The 17600-nt window shown below is 61.8% G+C and carries 19 protein-coding genes and 2 pseudogenes; 6 read left to right on the plus strand and 15 right to left on the minus strand.

The annotated features are described in order from the left end of the window. Positions 1–170: 170 nt before the first annotated feature. Positions 171–671, plus strand: a pseudogene (locus tag ACOFKX_RS05945) (IS91 family transposase); the annotation flags it as partial. Positions 672–692: 21 nt separating this feature from the next. On the opposite strand, the pseudogene ACOFKX_RS05950 reads toward ACOFKX_RS05945, so the two are convergent. From ACOFKX_RS05950 to ACOFKX_RS05970, 5 genes and pseudogenes are all read right to left on the minus strand, one after another. Beyond that, positions 693–1468, minus strand: a pseudogene (locus tag ACOFKX_RS05950) (IS256 family transposase); the annotation flags it as partial. 231 nt (positions 1469–1699) lie between these two features. Further along, on the minus strand, positions 1700–2077 hold the full coding sequence (locus ACOFKX_RS05955) for a helix-turn-helix domain-containing protein (RefSeq protein WP_419826136.1): 378 nt from the start codon (positions 2075–2077) through the stop codon (positions 1700–1702). Between the two features lie 79 nt (positions 2078–2156). Continuing rightward, positions 2157–2687 carry a cupin domain-containing protein gene (locus ACOFKX_RS05960; protein ID WP_419826137.1) on the minus strand — a complete coding sequence of 177 codons (531 nt, stop codon included), beginning with the start codon at positions 2685–2687 and terminating at the stop codon, positions 2157–2159. Between the two features lie 744 nt (positions 2688–3431). Continuing rightward, positions 3432–4181 carry an ImuA family protein gene (locus tag ACOFKX_RS05965; protein ID WP_419826138.1) on the minus strand — a complete coding sequence of 250 codons (750 nt, stop codon included), beginning with the start codon at positions 4179–4181 and terminating at the stop codon, positions 3432–3434. A 76-nt stretch (positions 4182–4257) separates the two neighbouring features. Then, positions 4258–4872 (minus strand): SOS response-associated peptidase family protein, encoded by a 615-nt coding sequence (locus ACOFKX_RS05970; protein WP_419826139.1) that lies wholly within the window; start codon positions 4870–4872, stop codon positions 4258–4260. Here ACOFKX_RS05970 and ACOFKX_RS05975 point away from each other — a divergent pair. Next, positions 4862–5437: an SOS response-associated peptidase family protein gene (locus tag ACOFKX_RS05975; protein ID WP_419826140.1), complete on the plus strand. Its 576-nt coding sequence runs from the start codon at positions 4862–4864 to the stop codon at positions 5435–5437. The genes ACOFKX_RS05970 and ACOFKX_RS05975 overlap by 11 nt on opposite strands. Before the next feature lie 434 nt (positions 5438–5871). Here ACOFKX_RS05975 and ACOFKX_RS05980 read toward each other — a convergent pair whose 3' ends face one another. Beyond that, positions 5872–6393, minus strand: a complete 522-nt coding sequence (locus tag ACOFKX_RS05980; RefSeq protein ID WP_419827360.1) for a tyrosine-type recombinase/integrase — start codon at positions 6391–6393, stop codon at positions 5872–5874. Between the two features lie 10 nt (positions 6394–6403). After that, on the minus strand, positions 6404–7156 hold the full coding sequence (locus ACOFKX_RS05985) for a tyrosine-type recombinase/integrase (protein ID WP_419826141.1): 753 nt from the start codon (positions 7154–7156) through the stop codon (positions 6404–6406). A gap of 474 nt (positions 7157–7630) precedes the next feature. On the opposite strand from ACOFKX_RS05985, the gene ACOFKX_RS05990 reads away from it, so the two are divergent. Together ACOFKX_RS05990 and ACOFKX_RS05995 are read left to right on the plus strand one after the other, a co-directional pair. Beyond that, entirely contained in the window at positions 7631–7993 is a 363-nt protein-coding gene (locus tag ACOFKX_RS05990; protein ID WP_419826142.1) for a type II toxin-antitoxin system RelE/ParE family toxin, read from the plus strand. Positions 7994–8010: 17 nt separating this feature from the next. Next, positions 8011–8310, plus strand: coding sequence for an XRE family transcriptional regulator (locus ACOFKX_RS05995; protein ID WP_419826143.1), 300 nt, complete (start codon positions 8011–8013; stop codon positions 8308–8310). 108 nt (positions 8311–8418) lie between these two features. Here the strand turns inward: ACOFKX_RS05995 and ACOFKX_RS06000 are convergent, their stop codons facing one another. The 5 genes from ACOFKX_RS06000 to ACOFKX_RS06020 all read right to left on the minus strand — a co-directional run bounded on the left by ACOFKX_RS06000 (position 8419) and on the right by ACOFKX_RS06020 (position 14039). Then, positions 8419–9375, minus strand: coding sequence for a hypothetical protein (locus ACOFKX_RS06000; protein ID WP_419826144.1), 957 nt, complete (start codon positions 9373–9375; stop codon positions 8419–8421). After that, positions 9372–11183 carry a hypothetical protein gene (locus ACOFKX_RS06005; RefSeq protein ID WP_419826145.1) on the minus strand — a complete coding sequence of 604 codons (1812 nt, stop codon included), beginning with the start codon at positions 11181–11183 and terminating at the stop codon, positions 9372–9374. Before ACOFKX_RS06005 ends, ACOFKX_RS06000 begins: the two co-directional genes overlap by 4 nt. Beyond that, a complete protein-coding gene (locus ACOFKX_RS06010; RefSeq protein WP_419826146.1) occupies positions 11180–12361 on the minus strand; it encodes a metallophosphoesterase family protein in 1182 nt (393 codons plus the stop codon). The genes ACOFKX_RS06005 and ACOFKX_RS06010 overlap by 4 nt, the downstream gene beginning before the upstream one ends. A 17-nt stretch (positions 12362–12378) precedes the next feature. Next, entirely contained in the window at positions 12379–13224 is an 846-nt protein-coding gene (locus ACOFKX_RS06015) for a DNA adenine methylase (protein ID WP_419826147.1), read from the minus strand. Between the two features lie 209 nt (positions 13225–13433). Further along, the gene (locus tag ACOFKX_RS06020; RefSeq protein ID WP_419826148.1) at positions 13434–14039 is read right to left on the minus strand and encodes a S1 family peptidase; all 606 of its coding nucleotides are present in this window, start codon (positions 14037–14039) and stop codon (positions 13434–13436) included. Positions 14040–14074: 35 nt separating this feature from the next. Between ACOFKX_RS06020 and ACOFKX_RS06025 the strand changes: the two genes are divergently transcribed. Next, entirely contained in the window at positions 14075–14827 is a 753-nt protein-coding gene (locus ACOFKX_RS06025) for a tyrosine-type recombinase/integrase (RefSeq protein ID WP_419826149.1), read from the plus strand. Positions 14828–14877: 50 nt separating this feature from the next. Here ACOFKX_RS06025 and ACOFKX_RS06030 read toward each other — a convergent pair whose 3' ends face one another. After that, positions 14878–16059, minus strand: a complete 1182-nt coding sequence (locus ACOFKX_RS06030) for a hypothetical protein (RefSeq protein ID WP_419826150.1) — start codon at positions 16057–16059, stop codon at positions 14878–14880. A 176-nt stretch (positions 16060–16235) separates the two neighbouring features. Here ACOFKX_RS06030 and ACOFKX_RS06035 point away from each other — a divergent pair, with 176 nt between their 5' ends. After that, entirely contained in the window at positions 16236–16424 is a 189-nt protein-coding gene (locus tag ACOFKX_RS06035; RefSeq protein ID WP_419826151.1) for a hypothetical protein, read from the plus strand. On the opposite strand, the gene ACOFKX_RS06040 is transcribed toward ACOFKX_RS06035, so the two are convergent. Both ACOFKX_RS06040 and ACOFKX_RS06045 read right to left on the minus strand, forming a co-directional pair. Beyond that, complete coding sequence (locus tag ACOFKX_RS06040) at positions 16402–16719, minus strand: hypothetical protein (protein WP_419826152.1); 318 nt, start codon at positions 16717–16719, stop codon at positions 16402–16404. The genes ACOFKX_RS06035 and ACOFKX_RS06040 overlap by 23 nt on opposite strands. A 538-nt stretch (positions 16720–17257) precedes the next feature. Continuing rightward, positions 17258–17467 carry a hypothetical protein gene (locus tag ACOFKX_RS06045; protein ID WP_419826153.1) on the minus strand — a complete coding sequence of 70 codons (210 nt, stop codon included), beginning with the start codon at positions 17465–17467 and terminating at the stop codon, positions 17258–17260. Between the last annotated feature and the right edge of the window lie 133 nt (positions 17468–17600).

Here is a 17600-nt window from a genome sequence, read left to right on the forward strand (position 1 = left end):
ACCGTCAAGATTATTGGAGGCCATGACGGTACTCCCGAAGAGCCAAGCCATTCCGCGTGATCCAGGTGTTGCTCGGGCACAGCAAGCTCGAGACCACCGCGCTCTACACCAAGGTCGCGACACGCACGATCCGCGCGGTGACGGGGCCGCTTGACCAGCTGATGGCGCTGATGGAGGCGAAGGCACCCGCCAGCCGAGCGACGTTGCGCACCTCGCTCGAGGTCGCCGAGATCTTCCGCAGCGCCGGTCCCGCATACCGGACCGCGCATGCGGGGCACATGAGCCTTGCCCAGCTCAAGGTGATGTCGGCCGTCGAACACTGCCGCACCGCCGTCGTGGGCGGGCATGTCGAGGCCTGCACCGACTGCGGGCATTGGCGGGTCGCCTATAACAGCTGCCGCAACCGACATTGTCCGCGCTGCCAGGGTGCGGCCGCGCGCGCCTGGCTCGCCGAGCGCGAGGCCGACCTGCTGCCGGTCGGCTACTTCCATGTCGTGTTCACGCTGCCGGCCGAGGTCGCCGACATCGCCCTCCAGAACAAGGCGGCGGTCTATGGCCTGCTGTTCCAGGCCGCGTCCGAGACGATGACGACCATCGCCGCCGACCCACGTCATCTTGGCGCCCGCATCGGCATCACCGCGGTCCTGCACAGCTGGGGCTCGGCGATGACCCGCGTGTTGTCCCGCCCAGCGTACATGCGCCAGCGCGTTGCGCATGAAGTGGACGCGGCAGCGCTGCCAGGTGGCGCCGACGACACGGGTGATGGCGGCCTTGAGGCCCTCGTGCGCGTCGGAGATGACCAGCTTCACGCCCTTGAGCCCGCGCTTCACCAGGTCGCGCAGGAAGGTCGACCAGAACGGCTCCGCCTCGCTGGGGCCGATGTGCAGACCGACGATCTCGCGCTTGCCTTCGGTGGTGACCGCGACGGCGATTATGGCGGCGACCGAGACGATGCGACCGCCCTCGCGCACCTTGAGGAGGTGGCGTCCAGCCAGAGATACGGCCACTCGCCGGCGAGCGGACGCTTCAGGAACGCGTTTACCCGCTCGTCGATGTCCTTGCACAGATTGGACACGCTCGACTTGGAGATGCCCGACATCCCCATGGCCTGCACCAGCTCGTCCACCCGGCGCGTGCTGACGCCCGCGATCCACGCCTCCTGGATGACGCTGACCAGCGCCTTCTCCACCGTCTTGCGGGGCTCGAGGAAGCCGGGGAAGTAGGCGCCGGTGCGCAGCTTGGGGATCTTGAGGTTGAGCGTGCCCAGCCGCGTATCCAGGCTGCGGTCGCGATAGCCGTTGCGCCACGTGCTGCGCTCGCCGGATCGCTCGTGCCGGCCGGCGCCGATCAGGCCGTCGACGTCGGCCTCCATGATGATCTGCAGCACGCTCTCGGCAACGCTGCGCAGAAAGTCGCCGTCTCCGGTCTTCGCCATCAGCTCGGCAAGCGGTAGTCTGTCGTCGGTCATCGGGAACAACTCCTCGGGTGCGGTGAAGCTCGATACTTCCACCTTAACCGATGAGCCCGGTGGCCACCGAGACGCCGACGCCGGGGTAAGGCCTCGGCCCCGCCCCGGCATACACCATCATCTACCCCGGGAAATTACACCACGACCGCGGACGGTAGCCCAGCTCTTGGCCCGATAGCCCGAATGGCCGAAGGTCGCGGAACGGATCCAGCATCGTCCATACCGCAAAGTTCAGGTAGGCGGAGCTGCTGCCCGCTGTTTGAAATCAGTTTTCCGAGTTGCGCCAGTTGCAAATCGGCGGGGAGAGCAGCCGAGATGGCGCTTGAACGCACTGCTGAAGGCGCTTTCGAACTCGTATTCAAAGGCCTCCGCCACCACGGAAATCGCCTGATCGGACGTTGCCGGTCGATCGCTGGCGAGCAGCATCCGTAGCCGCGTCAGATATTCCATCGGTGAGGAGCCCACGCGCCTCTTGAAGCGGACTGCGAAGCTGGTGCGCGACATGCCTGCGTGTTCGGCGAGCCCCTGTACCGTCCAGCGCCGCGCCGGCTCTGTATGCATGGCGCTGATCGCCGCCCCTATCCTCCGATCCTGAGGGCGAACAGCCATCCGGCAGCGCTGTTCTCGCGATGCGCGACATAGGCCCGCAGCGCTTACGCCAGCAAGGTTGTCGCCAGATGCTCGACTATCAGCCGGCCGCCGGGCTGCGGTTTGCGGAGCTCCCCATCATCTGCTGCAACGACCGACGCAATTCGCTGCCGACATCCCCACGTACGTGCGCGACAGCTGGCAACATATCGAGCAACAGGTTGCCGCAGCGCTCTTCGATCGTGAAGGCCGCGCTGACGATCGTGGCCCGTCCGCCGCCGTTCCATGACGTGATGTGTCCTGGAGAACGGCCCGCGAGGATCACGCGATAGTCCACCGGCGAGGCCCCGAGGTCGCTCGTGAGCCGGTAAGGGCGTCCATGCGGCAGGATCAAGCAGTCCCCGGCTTCGAGGCGCAGCGGGCCCGTGTCTCCATCGACGGCGAGCCACGCCTCACCGGCGATCACCGCGTGGCACTTGATCCCGTTCCCGGCCGGAAAGGCGATGCAGGCTTCGCCGGTATCGACGGCGCCACAGGCGACGTTGCGCGGCTTCAGCAGCGACAGGATGTCGGAAAGCGCATCAGCCGCGAAGTTCGAACGATCGAGCATGAAACTCGCCGTATCACGCATGGGCCGTTCGCTGCGAGGCTCCTACCGCCTGAGCAGGCTTTCCGGCCGCCCATCCCGGTGAAGCCGATCGGAAGGTTCGCATGATGATCACCGGCACGATCTGGATTCTCGGCGCCACAGGGCGAACCGGTCGTGCGGTCGCAGCACGCCTCGCCGCCAATGGCCATTCGCTGGTGCTGGTCGGCCGCGACGCCGCCCGGCTCAACAGGGTGGCCGAACAACTCGGTGAAGGCGCCACGATCAGGGTGGCGGGATCGCTCACGGACACGGCCGGGATGATCGCGCGGGAGCGACCAGCCCTCGTGCTGAACATGATCGGCCCGTTCACCAGCACGGCTCTGCCCATCGCCCGAGCCTGTCCTCCGGGAACGCACTATGCCGATCTCTCCAACGAGCTTCCCTCGGTGCAAGCGCTGCTGGCGCTGCACGATCACGCCGTCTCGGCTGGAAACGCCTACCCGTTCCTCGGGCGGGCGGCTCAAACCTCGACGGAATGGATTCTCGGCGGCCTCACTGGTCCGGCCAAGCTCGCGTTGCGGCGGTCGACGGTGCGCGGGCAATGCTTCGATTGCCCCCTCGACCTGCCCGCGCGTGTCCGCGAGTCCGCTGCCGCCGCCAGACGAATTGGTCCGCGCCCAGCGCGCGCCCGGCCGCCAGCCGCCCTCCTTCGGCACGGAGCAGTGATGCGCGCACTCGGCAGCGGCATCCGCTCCCAACGCCTGATATGCTGGCCGCGCGTCGGCTTCAGCCGACGGCGCGTGCCGGCGCTCGATCCTGCGCAGCCGGTCGATCGACCAGCTGGGCAGGTAGAGCGAGGCGACCCGCTTCATCGGAGCCCTCCACCAAGAGTTCAAAAAGATCGCCGCCACGCTGACGGACGCACTCGATGCGCCAGCACGCCCGGCCCAAGCCATCCCACGGCACCGGTGCGGACGGCGCGTGGCCGATCCGCCAGCGGGTCACGGCGGCCGAGGGCGCGTGCATCGGGTCAGCGCCGCCGCGCGCGGGACGCCTCAGCAGCAGCGCGACCGTCCCGCCGCCCTCCGCCGCGAGCTGGAGGCGGCGCGCTTGGGCCATTGTCACGCGCTTCGCCTCACCGACAACGGCGCCAAGGCCGCGATGCCGCAGACCCTCTTCAAGGAGGGCGAGCAACTCGCCGTCGTCGCGGGCCTCGGCATAGATTACACGGGCGGGTTCCAGACCCGCCTGATAGAGTCCCGGCGCGAACAGGTCGCGCGAGCGCACGATCCAGAGCACGTCCCCGCGCGTCCGTGCGGCGACGCCCGCCGCAAACAGCACCGCCGCAGCGTCGTCACCCCAACTCGAGCCGCGCGACGCCACCTCGTGCAACGCATCGAGACGCAGCCCGCCATCGGCCAAACGTCGATCCAGCGGCGCGACGGCGAACGGCAGAACCGGCCGATCGCGCACATCGCCCTCGATCGCGCGGAGCGTCGCACGCAGCTCGGCAATCGTGGGAACGGGATCCGGCACCGCGACTCACAATTATTCTGTGTTCGCTCTATGTTCCGGCGCAAAGGCGGTTGGGTCAAGCCGCTTGCTAGCCACTTTATGTTCGGCGCTTCCCCGCGAGTGACGGGAAAGCGCGGTCGACGGCGAGGCTGCCCTTCGGCAAGGAACGGAGCAGGTCAGCAGCCGGTACAGCTGGATCAAGCCAATCCGCCCAATGCTCGCGCGGCAGCGCCACGATCTGGCGGGAATGGTACGGTGCCATGTCCTCGCCGGGCTCGATCGTCAGCATCGTGAACGCCTCGCCGACTTGCGGGACGGCACGCCATATGCCAGCGATGCAGAACCAGTTGTGATCCTTGAGCGTGAACAGCCACTTGGTCTTGCGCTTCTGCCCCGGCATCGGTTCGGTGAACTCGTAAAAGCCATCGGTCAGAATCAAGCAGCGCCCGCGGTCGAACTGTCGTCCCTCGGAACGGAAGTTGTAGACGGGCTTGCCCCCTGGTGACGGCCAGCTCCATCGCCGGTTGAGCAGTTCGCCGGCACCCCGCTCGCCATCGATGCTTCTGACGATCGGTGCGGTGTCGCTAATCTTAATATCCTCGCGCGCCGCGACGTTGGGTGTGCCTTCGGGGAACCTGATCTTGATCTTGAGGTCGGCGAAGTCCTCGGCGATCGAGGCGACGTCGACCTCAAGCCGATAGTTGTTGCACATCGCAGCTCCGCTCCATCTTGCGACTCAGCGTCGTTCTTTCTATGTTCTTGCCGCGCCCACGCCGACGCCCTTCAATCCCGATGCACCCCTTGGAGCACGGCGCGTCATCATCCGGCGAAATCCGGACGACGCCAGTGAAATCGAGATGGTCGAAGCGACATGGGGCTCCGATCCGCGGTTTGGCGGCGGCGTCACCTATCGGTTCGTTCGCTCCGAAGGGCAGACGTTTCCGAGCCATCGTTGCCTGATCCCGGTCAGCGAGTTTCATATAACCGTCGCTGACAAGAGCTATCGGGCGGCGCTCGAGAACGGCGAGCATTTCTCCGGGGTGTGGGAACCTGCAATGGCCGGATGGCCGCTCTGCTACCGCGTAATCACGGTCGCCGCCAATCCGGAGGTCGCGCGTTACCAGGACCGGCATGGCGCGATCATCCGGCGCTCCCAAGTCGTGCAGTGGCTCGATGGCGCAGTGCCGTTGGACGAACTGATCGGCACGCCCGTAGCGGGCACGTTCTCGATCCAGGAGATTGCCGCCTCCACTCGCCAGCCGGCCCTCGCGCTATGAGCCGCCTGTGGGACACACCGGAGTTCTGGGCCCGCAGCGAAGCGGATGACATGCTGCGCGAAATGCCCGACGTAGAACCCGCAGCGCTTGCCGATTCGTTCGAGCGGAGCGCGGCGAACTATGATGGCGGTCCAGGTATGGCGGCGCTGATCATCACCGAACCTGCGCCGCCGGGCGGCGATCGGGACACAGTTCTGGACCGGGCCGTTGCCCAGCGTCGCGGACCGGACGGACTCAGCTACCGTCAACCGTTAGCGCCGCCGCGCTGCCGTCCACCTTTCCGGCGAGCCCAGGCACTTCCTCGAGCTGACGTAGATTGGTGAAGCCGCCGCGCTAGCTGCGGTAGCGCACGATCTCGAACCCATGCCCGTGTAGTCCCGGCACGGCATCCAGCTCTTCCGCGGTTGCAGTGTTCACGTTGGTCGCGCCCTCTGTCATGAAGGCTTCCTCTGCCTTTCCTCTAATGCTGGGTGTTGATCAGTCGGACGCGCAGATGTGCGACGATCCGCGCTTGCAAACTCTTCGTCTGCGGCACCGTTGATGCAATATGCCTCCCAAGCCTCCATCAACGAGCGTCGCTTCGCCAGAGCCCGGCCGCGTCGATAGGCACGCTCGGCCTTGCTACCGATAGTATGCGCCAACGCCATCTCCACCGTCTCTCGCTCGAAGTTGGTCTCCTCGCCCGCCCAATCACGGAATGACGAGCGGAAGCCGTGCACAGTGACGCTCTCGATCGCCATGCGCCGCAGCAACATGGACATCGCCATATTCGACAGGGCGCCGCCGCGCTGCGCTGCGAATACCAGCCGATGCGGCTCGGGGTTTTTCGGCTTCATTGCTGCCAACAACGCTATGGCGCGGCTCGTCAGGGGCACTGAATGCTCGGCTTCCGCCTTCATTCTCATGGCTGGGATCGTCCAAAGCTTGGCCTGCAAATCGAGTTCGCCCCATGTCATTCCGATCACCTCACCCGTTCTGGCGGCGGTGAGGATCGCAAATTCTAGCGCGCGCGGCGGTCGCCTGTCGCACTAGCAGCTTGCCGTAGAAGCCCGGCACCTGAGCGTATGGCATCGCGGCATGGTGACCCTTCGACTTGAGCTGCTTCGGCATCATCAGTTCGAGGTGCCCTTTCCAGCGCGCGGGGTTCTCGCCCTCCCGATGACCGGCGACACGAGCGGCATCGAGCACCCGCTCGATCCGGCCACGGACCCGCCGAGCTGTTTCCGGCACCTTGAGCCAGATCGGCTGCAAGGTCGCCACGACATCAGCGGTGCCGATGGAGGCGATTGCCATGTCGCACAGCTTGGCTGCGTGCGTCGTCAAGGTCGCCCGCCACTGCTTGCGATGCTTGTCGTTCCGAAATCCGTCCTCGATCTCGTCGACCAGCTTGTCGGCGAAGTCCCAGAAGGTAATCCCGCTGCTCGGCCGATTGCGGCGCTTCGGTCCTGGTAGGATCACCGCGACCGGCTCTGCCGGCTTAGGACGCGCTTCGGCGCATTCGGCGATAGGATCGCGGCCCTCTGCAAACGCCGCCTTTGCATCGGCGGCGAGCTTGCGGGCGGCCGCCAGGGATACGACGTCGGGCGTTCCCAGCCCCATCTCGCGGCGCTGTCCGCCACCGATAAGGAGCAGGATCCAGGATCGGTTGCCGTTGGGCTTCACCAGCAGGTAAAGGCCATTGCCATCCGAATGCTTGCCTAGCTGGGTAATCGCGGTCACCTGCTTGGCGGCAAGCTTGTTGCTGAATCTGCGCGTCATCACGACCTTCGCATGCTCAGATGGGAAGCCGGGGAGGCGATATAGACCCCCAATCCTGTTCCCAGTCGTGGCTGCGGCTTGCGGCGATCAACCGCGAACCAGCACGGTCGAAAAATAAATTTCAACCTTGTGTTATCGTTGCAATTTACCGGGTTCTTGACGGTCCGCTGTGGTTCGCGGAGGATCGTCAGCTGGCGGAGACGGAGGCTGGCGAGCGTGCGTCTTAAGCTGCTGATCGTGAACACATATTTATCGGTAGCATCAGCGCGGGCCAACAATCGTTCCCACCAACGCGGAATTTAGTACGTCCACGTGCGCCGCAATCCACCGCAGTAGGATACCCAAGGATCCTTCGATTCGCACGCACTTCCTCAAGGGCCGGTGTAGCTCGAAAGCTATAGACAATCTTATAGCCCGAAGGCTATAGAGCTGGAGATGGCTTGGACGGTCGCCCTGCACGACGAATTCGATCCCGAGTTCGATGCGCTACCCGAAGCCGTCCGGAAAGAGCTGATCGCGATGGCGGGGTTGCTGCAGGAGTATGGGCCAAGGCTCGGCCGTCCGCACGCGGATACGCTGGCCGGGTCACGGCATGCGAACATGAAGGAGCTACGCTTTGCAGCGGCGAACGGTGTTTGGCGCGTGGCGTTCGCCTTCGATCCCCAGCGCGAGGCGATCGTCCTCGTGGCCGGCGATAAAGCCGGTGTTGCGCAAAAGCGGTTCTACACGGCGCTGATCGCGAAAGCGGATCGCCGGTTCGACAATCACCTTGCGGCCCTCGCCGCGCGGAAGGAGTGACGACGATGGGTCGGACATTGAAGCAGATCAAGGCGGCGATGACGCCCGAAGACCGCGCCAAGGTCGAGGCGCGCACGGCCGAGCTGATCGCGGAGGTGGAGGGCCTGAAAGCCTTCCGCGTGCTCGCAGAACGCAGCCAGGAGCAGATCGCCGAGAGCCTTGGCATCAAGCAGCCGTCGGTTCACAAGATCGAGAAACAGACCGACCTGTATCTGTCGACCCTGCGCCGCTTCGTCGAAGCGGCGGGTGGATCGCTGGAGCTGCGGGTAGAGCTTCCGGGCAAGGGCGTGCTGCATCTTACCGGCGTTGGGGTTTGATGCACACCTCGAACAATATTGGTCTGCCGACTTTCCCTCGGGCGATCAGCTAATGGGCAAGGGCACGTCAGCAATCACGGTATCGACGGCTTACTCCGAAACTGGTCATCAAGCAGAAGCATCGAACGCGTGTTGAAATTGTGCAGCGCCCACGGTTACGTTGTACCAGATAGTTTCTCCAGAGACGGGTCGGTCCACGACCTCGGCCTGGTCACGTGAGCTAAATGACCAAACCCCTACGCCGCGACGCGCTTGGAAAACCACCGTTGCGAGAATTAACCAAGCATAAATCTTGGGTCCAAAAGGGATGCAGATGATGCGAAAACTGCCCTCAAGAGCATTGAGCAGCGCCTCAATACGACCCCTCGTTAAGCTTGGCTCGCTGATTTCGTAGTCGAACTCAGTTACGTCAAAGATATCGGCGATATGTTCGTTTGACGCTTTGAGGGCGTCCGCGAACCGCTCGTCGAAACCACAGGGTGAATAAAGCCAAGCCTTGTTCGGCTCGAGCACCTGAAGCGCGCCGAGTGACAGCCCAGGTTCACATCCCAGCCCCATGATTACGCCCAGTGGCTTATCAGGCCGGGATGACCAGCCTGCGAGCTCCGGCTTCACCGGCGCAGCTAGCCGGATGGGAGCCGAACGAAATGAAATCCCATATTGTGTAGGAGCATAGGCGACGCTCAACCTGATAGTCGCTTGCGATCGCGCTCGACTTAGGGCGAGCACGATATTAGCCATCATCTCGCGCGACATCGCAGATATATCGACGAAGACACTGACCGCGCGCTCCTCAGCCGCCGCCTCCACAATCGCGGCGACAAGCACGTCGAAGCACGCCGCACCCTGCGCGTTATGGATCTCCCAGCCGCGCGCCCGGAAAAAGTCGAGATTGCTCGCAAAGGACGCCTCCCGAAGAAAGCCGAACTCGAGGCCGATTGCGCGTGTAGCGGTCACGTTTTTTTGGCCGACGACGTAGCGACACCGCTGCTCATAGCCGATGGCCGCGACGGCGACGTCAAACTTGAACGATGTCGGAGCGCCCGATGTCTCGTTTACGGTCATTGCTCCTCGATGTCCTCAAAAAGCGACGTTTGATCATCTTTCACGCTCACGCCCCGTTCCTCGAAAAGCAGCTTTGATAGGGATAGCCGATCGCCTAGCGTCAGCAGCAAACGATAACGGGGCGCGAGCGAGTAGGAGAGGCGGAAGCGCTGCCCGACTAGGCCCCGCAGCAGGATGTCCGGCCCGCTTTCGGGATAAGGGACATGAATGATCGCTCCCGCGTTTAACGCCTTGCCAACCGCACTCACAATCGTGCGATTTACGTTTTCGTCAAGGACGAAAGTCCCGACATAGTCAGTGCGGAACGGCTGGCGGATGAGCCGATTTTCGAATGCTCGGCCGATCTGGTCGACGAAGTCGAGCAGGCCCTTGCCTGGCTCGAAGCCGCCGAAGTCAAGTGGGATCACCTGAAGGAGAGACGTTAACAGAAGTTCGATCCGGCTAATTGCTTGACTTTGAAGCGCACTAGAGATCTTGCGGGGCACTCCACCCTTGAGACTTCGATTGAGGTGTTGAACGAGCGGGGTAACAAGCGTGAGGATAGCGCGTGGATTTCCTTCCGTCACATCAACGATTGACGGATAACCCGCATAAAGGACGTGCGACTTCCGAGACCGGTGAAAGGACGTGTGATTCCTTTCGAACCTCCGAATATAATAATCGCGAGCAATAACAATCGGTAGAACCTTGCGAATATCCTGGGCTACATTTACTTCAACGAACTTGTACTTTTGCGATGTCAGCCCCCTTTCACTCATATAGGCACGGAAACTCTCGTCCTTTTGGGCAAGCGACAAAAACTCAGGGGGCAAGTCTCGCCGTTTTGTAGTTCCACGACGACCGAAGCCCGTGCCGCCAGGTGGCAACGCGAAAACGCTTGAGAGCGATGAGACTTCATAACCAAGACGAAGAAATGTGCTAAGGAACAGCTCGCTACTGAACTGATTTGCATCTTCTTTATTTGGATATGTGAGTTGAATGGTCTGATAGTCATGTAGCGGCTGCGGTGATGTCGGCGTACGCTCAAATCCCGCATCTTCCATAAACGGAGCAAGCGCGAGCTTTATGATTATACGTTCGTCGAAGCTCCGGATACTGGACAGGAGAAACGACTTGATGCGGGTTGGCGCAATCTCCATCTCGTCGAACAATAACGCCCAGCGCCGGTCGTCGTTTCCGGCCATACCATTGAAGGCAGACACGATAATCGAAACCTTGGAAGGCAGCGTTTCGACAGTAAAGGCCTGATCAGACTCTCCGCTGTTAATCTCGTCGAGAAGCGACTCAAGCGCATTCTCCACACCTAGAAGACTGTTGATGACCGGACGAATCTTGAGCCTGCCGGTGATCAGGCGGACAACGCCTTCCTCTTGGGATGCACTGAGCGAGACCGCGAGATGCTGTAGATGCGGCGGAGCGCCGGCCCGAGCAAGATCGACCGCCTCACGCATAGCATGGATCAGCGCTCTCAACGTGTGAAGAACGAACGCCGCTTCTTTCCGGTTGGCGTTCTCGCTTCCGTGCTCGAGAGCCTCGATCTGCTTGCCCCAAGCTACATCCGCGGGGATAAAAACAGCGTTGAACCCGATTTGACGGGCATAAGTTTCAGCTTTGGCGTGGGCCCAATTCCTTAGCGCACGCACAGTCAGCATCTTGAGCAGCGTCGTCTTCCCGCTGCTCCTAGGTCCCAAAATTAGGGTGTGGTTCCGAGTCAGGAGCGCCGCGAAGTGGCGCTCGGGCGGAATGAAGGAACGCGCGACCTCCGACGGGGGCACCGGGCGCGCATTGAACTCGAGTAATACGGTCATGCCCGCCGTCCAATCTGCGCATATTCTCCTTCATCGTCGCTGAGGATCATCAGATCCAGCTTGCGGAGGGCGTCGCGAAAGGATCGGAAGTCCGCCGGAACAAGGCGGCCGATCGACGCAACGGCTTCCTGAGCTTCTTTCCAGCCGAGATGGTTCGTAGCCCCGGCCTGCAAAAGCGAATCGATCTTCTGGGCAAGCACGCACGTGCTCGCCTTATAGCCGAATCCGGTCATGAATGGCAGGCCGTGCGCCCCTTTAGCCTTGGACCAGCCAACACCCGCCTGCCATGTCCAGCTCAGCACCGAGCCCGCATAGGTCAGACCGTCCGCGATGGCGCCTTGCGGGTCCGTAACCAAGAGGTGAACCTGATTGGGGTTCTTGTTCTGAGCGTCCCGGTTGACCTGCGCGCTAAAGCTGGCGCTACCAAGCACTACAGGGGCGTTTGAACCGCCGCCATGCCCGTAGAAAAGGTCTGGGACATGCTTGTGCCCGTGAACAATGATCCACGGAGACGAGGCGCGACCAAGCATGTCGATGAGCTTCTCGCCTCCCCGAGTGACACCGATGAGGTCGTGGTCGCCTACGTCGCCGTGTATTGGATGATGGTGACATAGCAATATGTTGGTCGCCCTTGCCTTAACGGAAGCGAGCTCCTGCTCGAGCTTCTCGAGCGTAACGTCGCTGATCCGGCCGTGCTCGATCTCGTTCTCTATGTCCTTACCAATGCCGTGATATGCTGCGGTGTTCAGCACCGCGATGTTGCAATCGTCGAAGCTTAGAACGGTAAAATTCTGTGCCCAGAACTCGAGAAAGGGCAGCCGTTCCGCTACCGGAATGGTTGGCTGCAGCGACATCGCATAGCCGCGTGGGTCGAATTTGTTCGCAATGAAACGAGAATCGAGATCGTGGTTGCCGACGGTTGCAACGAGACGACCGGCACAGGCGTCAGCAAGGGCATGTAGCCGTCCCCAAGCATAGTTGAACGCCGTCGGGCTTGATCGGTTTGTGATGTCCCCGGCGCAAAGGATATAGTCCGGGGTCAGCGCGTCATCCTTGATGAGCCGGGCAAGGTCGCTGAGCGGATCGAGGCGCGCTGTCGCCGCCGAGTTGAAGCTGCTGACATAGGAGGCCGCCTGCGGAGAAGCCGGATCGTCTTCGCAGGCGTGGATGTCGCTCAAGATTAGGAAGCGCGCCATTATTCTAGAACGCCAGGAAGTTCGAAGCTGGTGTAAAGGATTTCGCCATGCTGCTTACGACTCCCACGAAATCCGCCAACATTGCGGGTAACGGAGAAGCTGTGGACATGCCAATGCGACGGTATCGCCGGTACCGGCATGGCTTCATTATAGGTAAGCGCAATCTCAGCGCCGCGTTGTTCGGCCTCGACGAGAAGGCGAACCAGGTCGCTGAGATCCTCCTCGCCGAACGAGCGCTTGCCATACTCCACGAAAACTCGCTCGCTGGCGGTGAAGTATGGTGGGTCAGCATAGATGAAGGAACTGGCCCCTGCGGAGGTGATCGTCTTGCGAAAATCTTGATGACGTAGCTTCGCGCAGCGCAGCAGCTTTGCGCAATCTTGGAACAACTCGAGCGGCGGATAGCCGCCCATCTCGTGGCCGCCAAAAGGCACATTGAACGAACCGGCGAGGTTGGTCCGCCATAGGCCGTTGAAGCAGTTGCGATTCAGATAAATGAAATCAGTCGCGGCCTCGATCCCGAAACGCGACCCTTCGTTGAACCGATTGCGGACCGCGTAATAGGCATCCGGGCTGCGCTCGTAAGCCAGCAGCCGTCGATGGACCTCGGCCGCATGGTCGCGGACTTGGCGCAGCGCGTTGACTAGGTGACCGTTGAGATCGCCGAGCGTCCCGACCATCGGGCCCAGCTCGAAGAAGAGCGCGGCGGAGCCCGCGAACGGCTCGACATAGTGCCGAGTCGGATCGCGATAGCTCGAGCCCAGCAGAGCAAGCGACTTCCGCTTGCTGCCCGCCCAGCGCAGGAAGCTCGGGCCGTGAGTCGTGGCACGCGACCGACCTTTCACAGAAGCGCACGGACGCGATCCGCCTCTTTCTACAGCCTCTTCTGATCCCACTCGCATTACCGATGTATTCTGAATTGGGTACGATAAGGCAATGGCGCACCGATAGGCTTGAGCACGTTAGACGAAACCGCCGATCATAGGTGCTGAAGGGAAGGCACCTCGCTACCGAGCACTGCATCGCCCATACCGCAGGTCGCTGGTGTTATGGCTCAAGATTCGGGGGGAAACGGGTTGTAGCCACGCACGCCCCGGCGCAGGAGATCTTCGACTAACCCGATTGGAAAGGCTCGGCCGAGGCGCAAGGCGTCGAGCGCCTTGTCACCCACAGCGCCTGCATAGACACCCAAGAGTTCAAGGTACGGAGAGTGGCCTCTGCCAACATCTGTGGCCGGGGTCGCTACGCGTCGGTACACCGGGGATCCGGACATTCCGGGAGTCCCCGGCGCGTCAATAAGAAACCAGGGTCTTGCACCGGCTGGGTCGGGCTCGGACGCAATCAGGCCGCTTTTCCATATCGGTGAGGAGGCATGTTCGCCGAGCGGGAAGGGGTGACCGACCATCACCACATCTTCGCCGCTGCATGGCACGCTTTGCGCAGTTCGCGCGAAGCTCTGGGTCAAAGGTAGGGCAAAGCGCGGAGCGTCGATCAGCCGCACGAGCGCCAGGTCGACCCCTGTCTCACGACCGAGCTCGATCCAAGCTGGGCCATCGTCGTCGTAAAGCGGCACCGCCATCTGTTGGTGCCCAGAGCCGCGCGGATCCTCGATGATGAAGCGAAGCCAGCTCGGGCTTGCCGGCTTCTCGCCAATCAGCATATCGGGCGCTCTACCTCGACGGATCGTTCCCCGGCGTGTTCATCGACGCGTTGAACGAGGCGGACGTGACCAAGTGGTTCGCAGACCTGAACAACCGCACCGGGCCGGGCGCAGCGAACCGCGTCATGAGCATCCTGAACAACATGCTGAACAAGGCAGAGGCGTGGGGCTACCGGCTGGAGAACACCAACCCATGCCGCGCGGTCCGGCTCAATCGCAGGCGGCAATGCGAGCGCTTCCTGAGCACCGCGGAGATGGGACGGCTCGGGCGGTTGCTGGCCGAGGAGCGCGGGGGAGAGGACAAGGTCAAGCCAGTCATGGCGACCGCTATTACCCTGCTGCTGCTTACCGGCTGCCGCGTAAGTGAGGTTCTGGGCCTGCAATGGCAGGACGTGCGCGGCAACCGCTTGAACCTGCGGGACAGCAAGACCGGCCCGCGAACCGTATGGCTGGGTGACGAGGCGCGGGCGCTGATCGACACGCTGCCCCGGCTCAAGAACGTGCCTTGGCTGTTCTGGAACGCGCGTTTTCGGAAGCCCATCCGCGGCGTGACCCACTACTGGCACGACCTTCGCGCTCGGGCGGGGCTACCGAAAGTGCGCTTGCACGATCTGCGGCATACCTTCGCCAGCCACGCGGCCATGAACAAGGAAACGCTGCCGATGATCGGGAGGCTGCTAGGACATCGGAACCACCAATCCACAGCTCGCTATGCGCACCTTGATGACGAGCACGTCTTAGACGCGGCCGAGCAGATCGGCGCGGCCATCGAGCGGATGATAGCGTAACGTACGAACCGACTCAAATGGGAGCGATGCGCAGGTCCGTGTCTTCCCGCTCAAAGACCGCCACGATAGATATCGAACAAGGTGCGGAAAAACCGATCATAAGCCGACGCACGCGGATCGCGCCGTACGCTGGCGCGGAGGCAGACAAGTCGGCTACTATGCTTTGCCCAACCATCGCCCCAGACTTCCCCGACCACTGTCACTTTCGGAGCATCACGTGCCATGTCGACTTGGGCATAGCACCAAAGCTGCCCCCAGACGTTCGGCCAAAGATTTTCCGGAATAAGCATGCGCGAATGCTTGATCTCGACAATGATCAACTCACCCGTACGCGCATTGCGGAAAACTAGATCAGGCGATGCTCGGAGTGGTTGGCCGGCAACCGGTAGCGTCGCAATTTCATGGTAGCCCGGCCTTCTTTCATCTTGCAGGTGCAGCCCGTTATGCACGAGCGACCACTCCGGGTAATCGCGGCGCACACAATCGGAGTCGATCGAGCTGTAGGCTTGAAGCCGGGCATCCATAATAGCCCTCTCGGCATCCCTTCCATCTTGCCGATCTTCGGCGCTGCCATGTACGTTTGAGTAAAGCGAGTAGAGCCACTGAGAAAAAGCCGAAGCGGTCGGATGCGGATTTGAAGGTCGGCGGGCGCGGGCGCTCCGAATAAACTCCCCCGGATGCAATTTGAACGCAGGCGCCCTCGCCGCTGGCCTCGTTGTCCATTTGTGACCGTTTAGACGATCTTGGGCCAGCGCGATCCCGAACAAAACGTCGGCACGGTCGGACGCAAACGTCTCCATGTCGAAGTACTCGCTCGGCGAGAACGAAACATCCTGCTTGTCATGGTATTTCCAACCATGATAGTACGCACCGCCAGTATGATGTGGCTGGGTAACAACAGGGTGCGTGAGAAAGAACCTTTCACAGTTTGTGACGTTCTCCGTATTCGGTTCCATAAGTCTTGTTGCCGTAACGAACCATTCGTAGGCTGAGCCGCGATTTATAACATCGATCCGCCAGTCCTTTTGGTTCAGAAGGCTGGCGAAATCTTCGGCAAAGTGCTCTTTCAGAAAGCGCGTTGTGAATGTGATCCGGCGCAACGGGCCGAGGCTGGATCGTTCCTGCTCCAAGGCTGAGAGCTTGTGCGCATTACGCTCCAAGTCGCTCGGTCTCGGCGGCGAGATTTGTGCTGCGGCCTCTGAAGCAGGGCAATCGAAGACACCCTCCGGCATCTCACCCTGTTCCGACGTCGCTCCCACTTCCAATGCCTCCTCCGCTCAGGTACCTCTTCGAAACCGGCAAATCTACGCCTTGGGATCGAGAACGACCCATGCTGGCAATTCTGGGGGTACGGAAGCCGCCTCGAGACCTCGACCGTATAAACGAGCATGGGCAACAGGAAGGTTGCATGGCATACACAGTGTTCTGGAAAAAGCTGCCGGGCAAGCAGCTTATAAGTTCCGAGGCGTTCGATAGCATAGACGATGCGTTCGAGAGCGCTGACGTCGTGATGATCGGCGGTCCCGGACCGGTGGAAATTACGGTCGTCGACGAGGTCGGAGCAGTGCATCTAACTAAAGTTGTAGGCGCTGCATAAGGCCAAGGCCTGGAGGGGCAAGTGCCAAAGCTTCGTGGCTCTCTGTCAACGTGGTGATCGCGATGACGGACCCGCCCCGCGCCTCAATATCGCCGCGCAGGTTCGCCAAAGTGCCGCCCATCCCGACATTGTCGTCGACAAGGACGTAGGGAGCCGGGCTGCATTTCGCCATCGAACATGGCTGGCGTGACCAACCGCTGGAAGGCGGGGGCACGGGTGTGTCCGACTTGTTGGTCTGGACGCTCTCACCCGCGATAACGGGCAGATCGAGCTCGCGGCCGAGCACCTGTGCCATCGCATCCGGGATTGCATTGAAGCCAGTCGTTCCGTCGGCGATGACCGGCAGGAGGAGGCTGAGCGGCCCCCAATGGTGCTCCGCAATGTCTCAATCGCAGCGCCCTAGAGGAGGTTGATGGTGAGTGCCGAGCACGTCGGCCGCCTGACTTCCGCGATCCTGACGGATTGAGTCACGCCGACAGGCCATGACACATGGCCTTTGCGAGGTGCGATGATCCCTATACAACCTCGGGATGAGCAGATGGTCCGAGAGTCTCAACCGACTGAATGGGTGGGAGCGTTTGTGGCTCGTTTCAACAGGCCTAGTCTGCATCATCGCGTTTGTTCTGCTCTTGGGCGATCCCGCAATTTACGACAGCGCGAACCTTTTCGGTACGGACGGTGATCGATGGATCGCGGCGCAACAAGCCGAATGGGGCGCGCGCTGCATCCCAGGGACGTTCCACTCTACCAATGCACTTACGACCGTGCGGTTCGAATGTTACTCGATAGCGGTCGACGGAATCCCGGCGCTACTTGGCGCGATACTTGTGGGTCTAATTTCCTACTTTGGACTTCTGATAACGAGGTGGATCATCCGAGGCTTCACGAAGCGTTGATTTTTCGACGGCCTTGCGAAGGTTATCAGTAAGTAGCAGGAGTTCTTGCAATGCCGCATCCTGTGTTGTGCCGTCAACCAGCCGGCTAAACATCGCTATGCAAATGCCGAAGGCGATCGACGCGCATTGCAGCGCTTCCCCCGCCAAGGCCTCGTCCGGACCGATCAGATGGCCTCGAACCGTGCCGTCCGGTGCCTGATCGAGAAGCGCGAAAGGCTACCAATGGATGCGTGGGCATGCTTCATGCTAAGCATCTTGTATACTCTGTAATGATCCAGGA

It is taken from the genome of Sphingomonas sp., from assembly GCF_965200105.1.
Classification (GTDB): Bacteria; Pseudomonadota; Alphaproteobacteria; order Sphingomonadales; family Sphingomonadaceae; genus Solisphingomonas.

Coding starts and splice junctions, on each gene's coding strand:
- ACOFKX_RS06030 (WP_419826150.1), bottom strand. CDS start 16,059: ATGCCGGAGGGTGTCTTCGATTGCCCTGCTTCAGAGGCCGCAGCACAA.
- ACOFKX_RS06000 (WP_419826144.1), bottom strand. CDS start 9,375: ATGACCGTAAACGAGACATCGGGCGCTCCGACATCGTTCAAGTTTGAC.
- ACOFKX_RS05970 (WP_419826139.1), bottom strand. CDS start 4,872: ATGTGCAACAACTATCGGCTTGAGGTCGACGTCGCCTCGATCGCCGAG.
- ACOFKX_RS06035 (WP_419826151.1), top strand. CDS start 16,236: ATGGCATACACAGTGTTCTGGAAAAAGCTGCCGGGCAAGCAGCTTATA.
- ACOFKX_RS05955 (WP_419826136.1), bottom strand. CDS start 2,077: ATGGCTGTTCGCCCTCAGGATCGGAGGATAGGGGCGGCGATCAGCGCC.
- ACOFKX_RS05960 (WP_419826137.1), bottom strand. CDS start 2,687: ATGCGTGATACGGCGAGTTTCATGCTCGATCGTTCGAACTTCGCGGCT.
- ACOFKX_RS05980 (WP_419827360.1), bottom strand. CDS start 6,393: ATGACATGGGGCGAACTCGATTTGCAGGCCAAGCTTTGGACGATCCCA.
- ACOFKX_RS06005 (WP_419826145.1), bottom strand. CDS start 11,183: ATGACCGTATTACTCGAGTTCAATGCGCGCCCGGTGCCCCCGTCGGAG.
- ACOFKX_RS06020 (WP_419826148.1), bottom strand. CDS start 14,039: ATGCTGATTGGCGAGAAGCCGGCAAGCCCGAGCTGGCTTCGCTTCATC.
- ACOFKX_RS05990 (WP_419826142.1), top strand. CDS start 7,631: ATGGCTTGGACGGTCGCCCTGCACGACGAATTCGATCCCGAGTTCGAT.
- ACOFKX_RS06040 (WP_419826152.1), bottom strand. CDS start 16,719: ATGGCACAGGTGCTCGGCCGCGAGCTCGATCTGCCCGTTATCGCGGGT.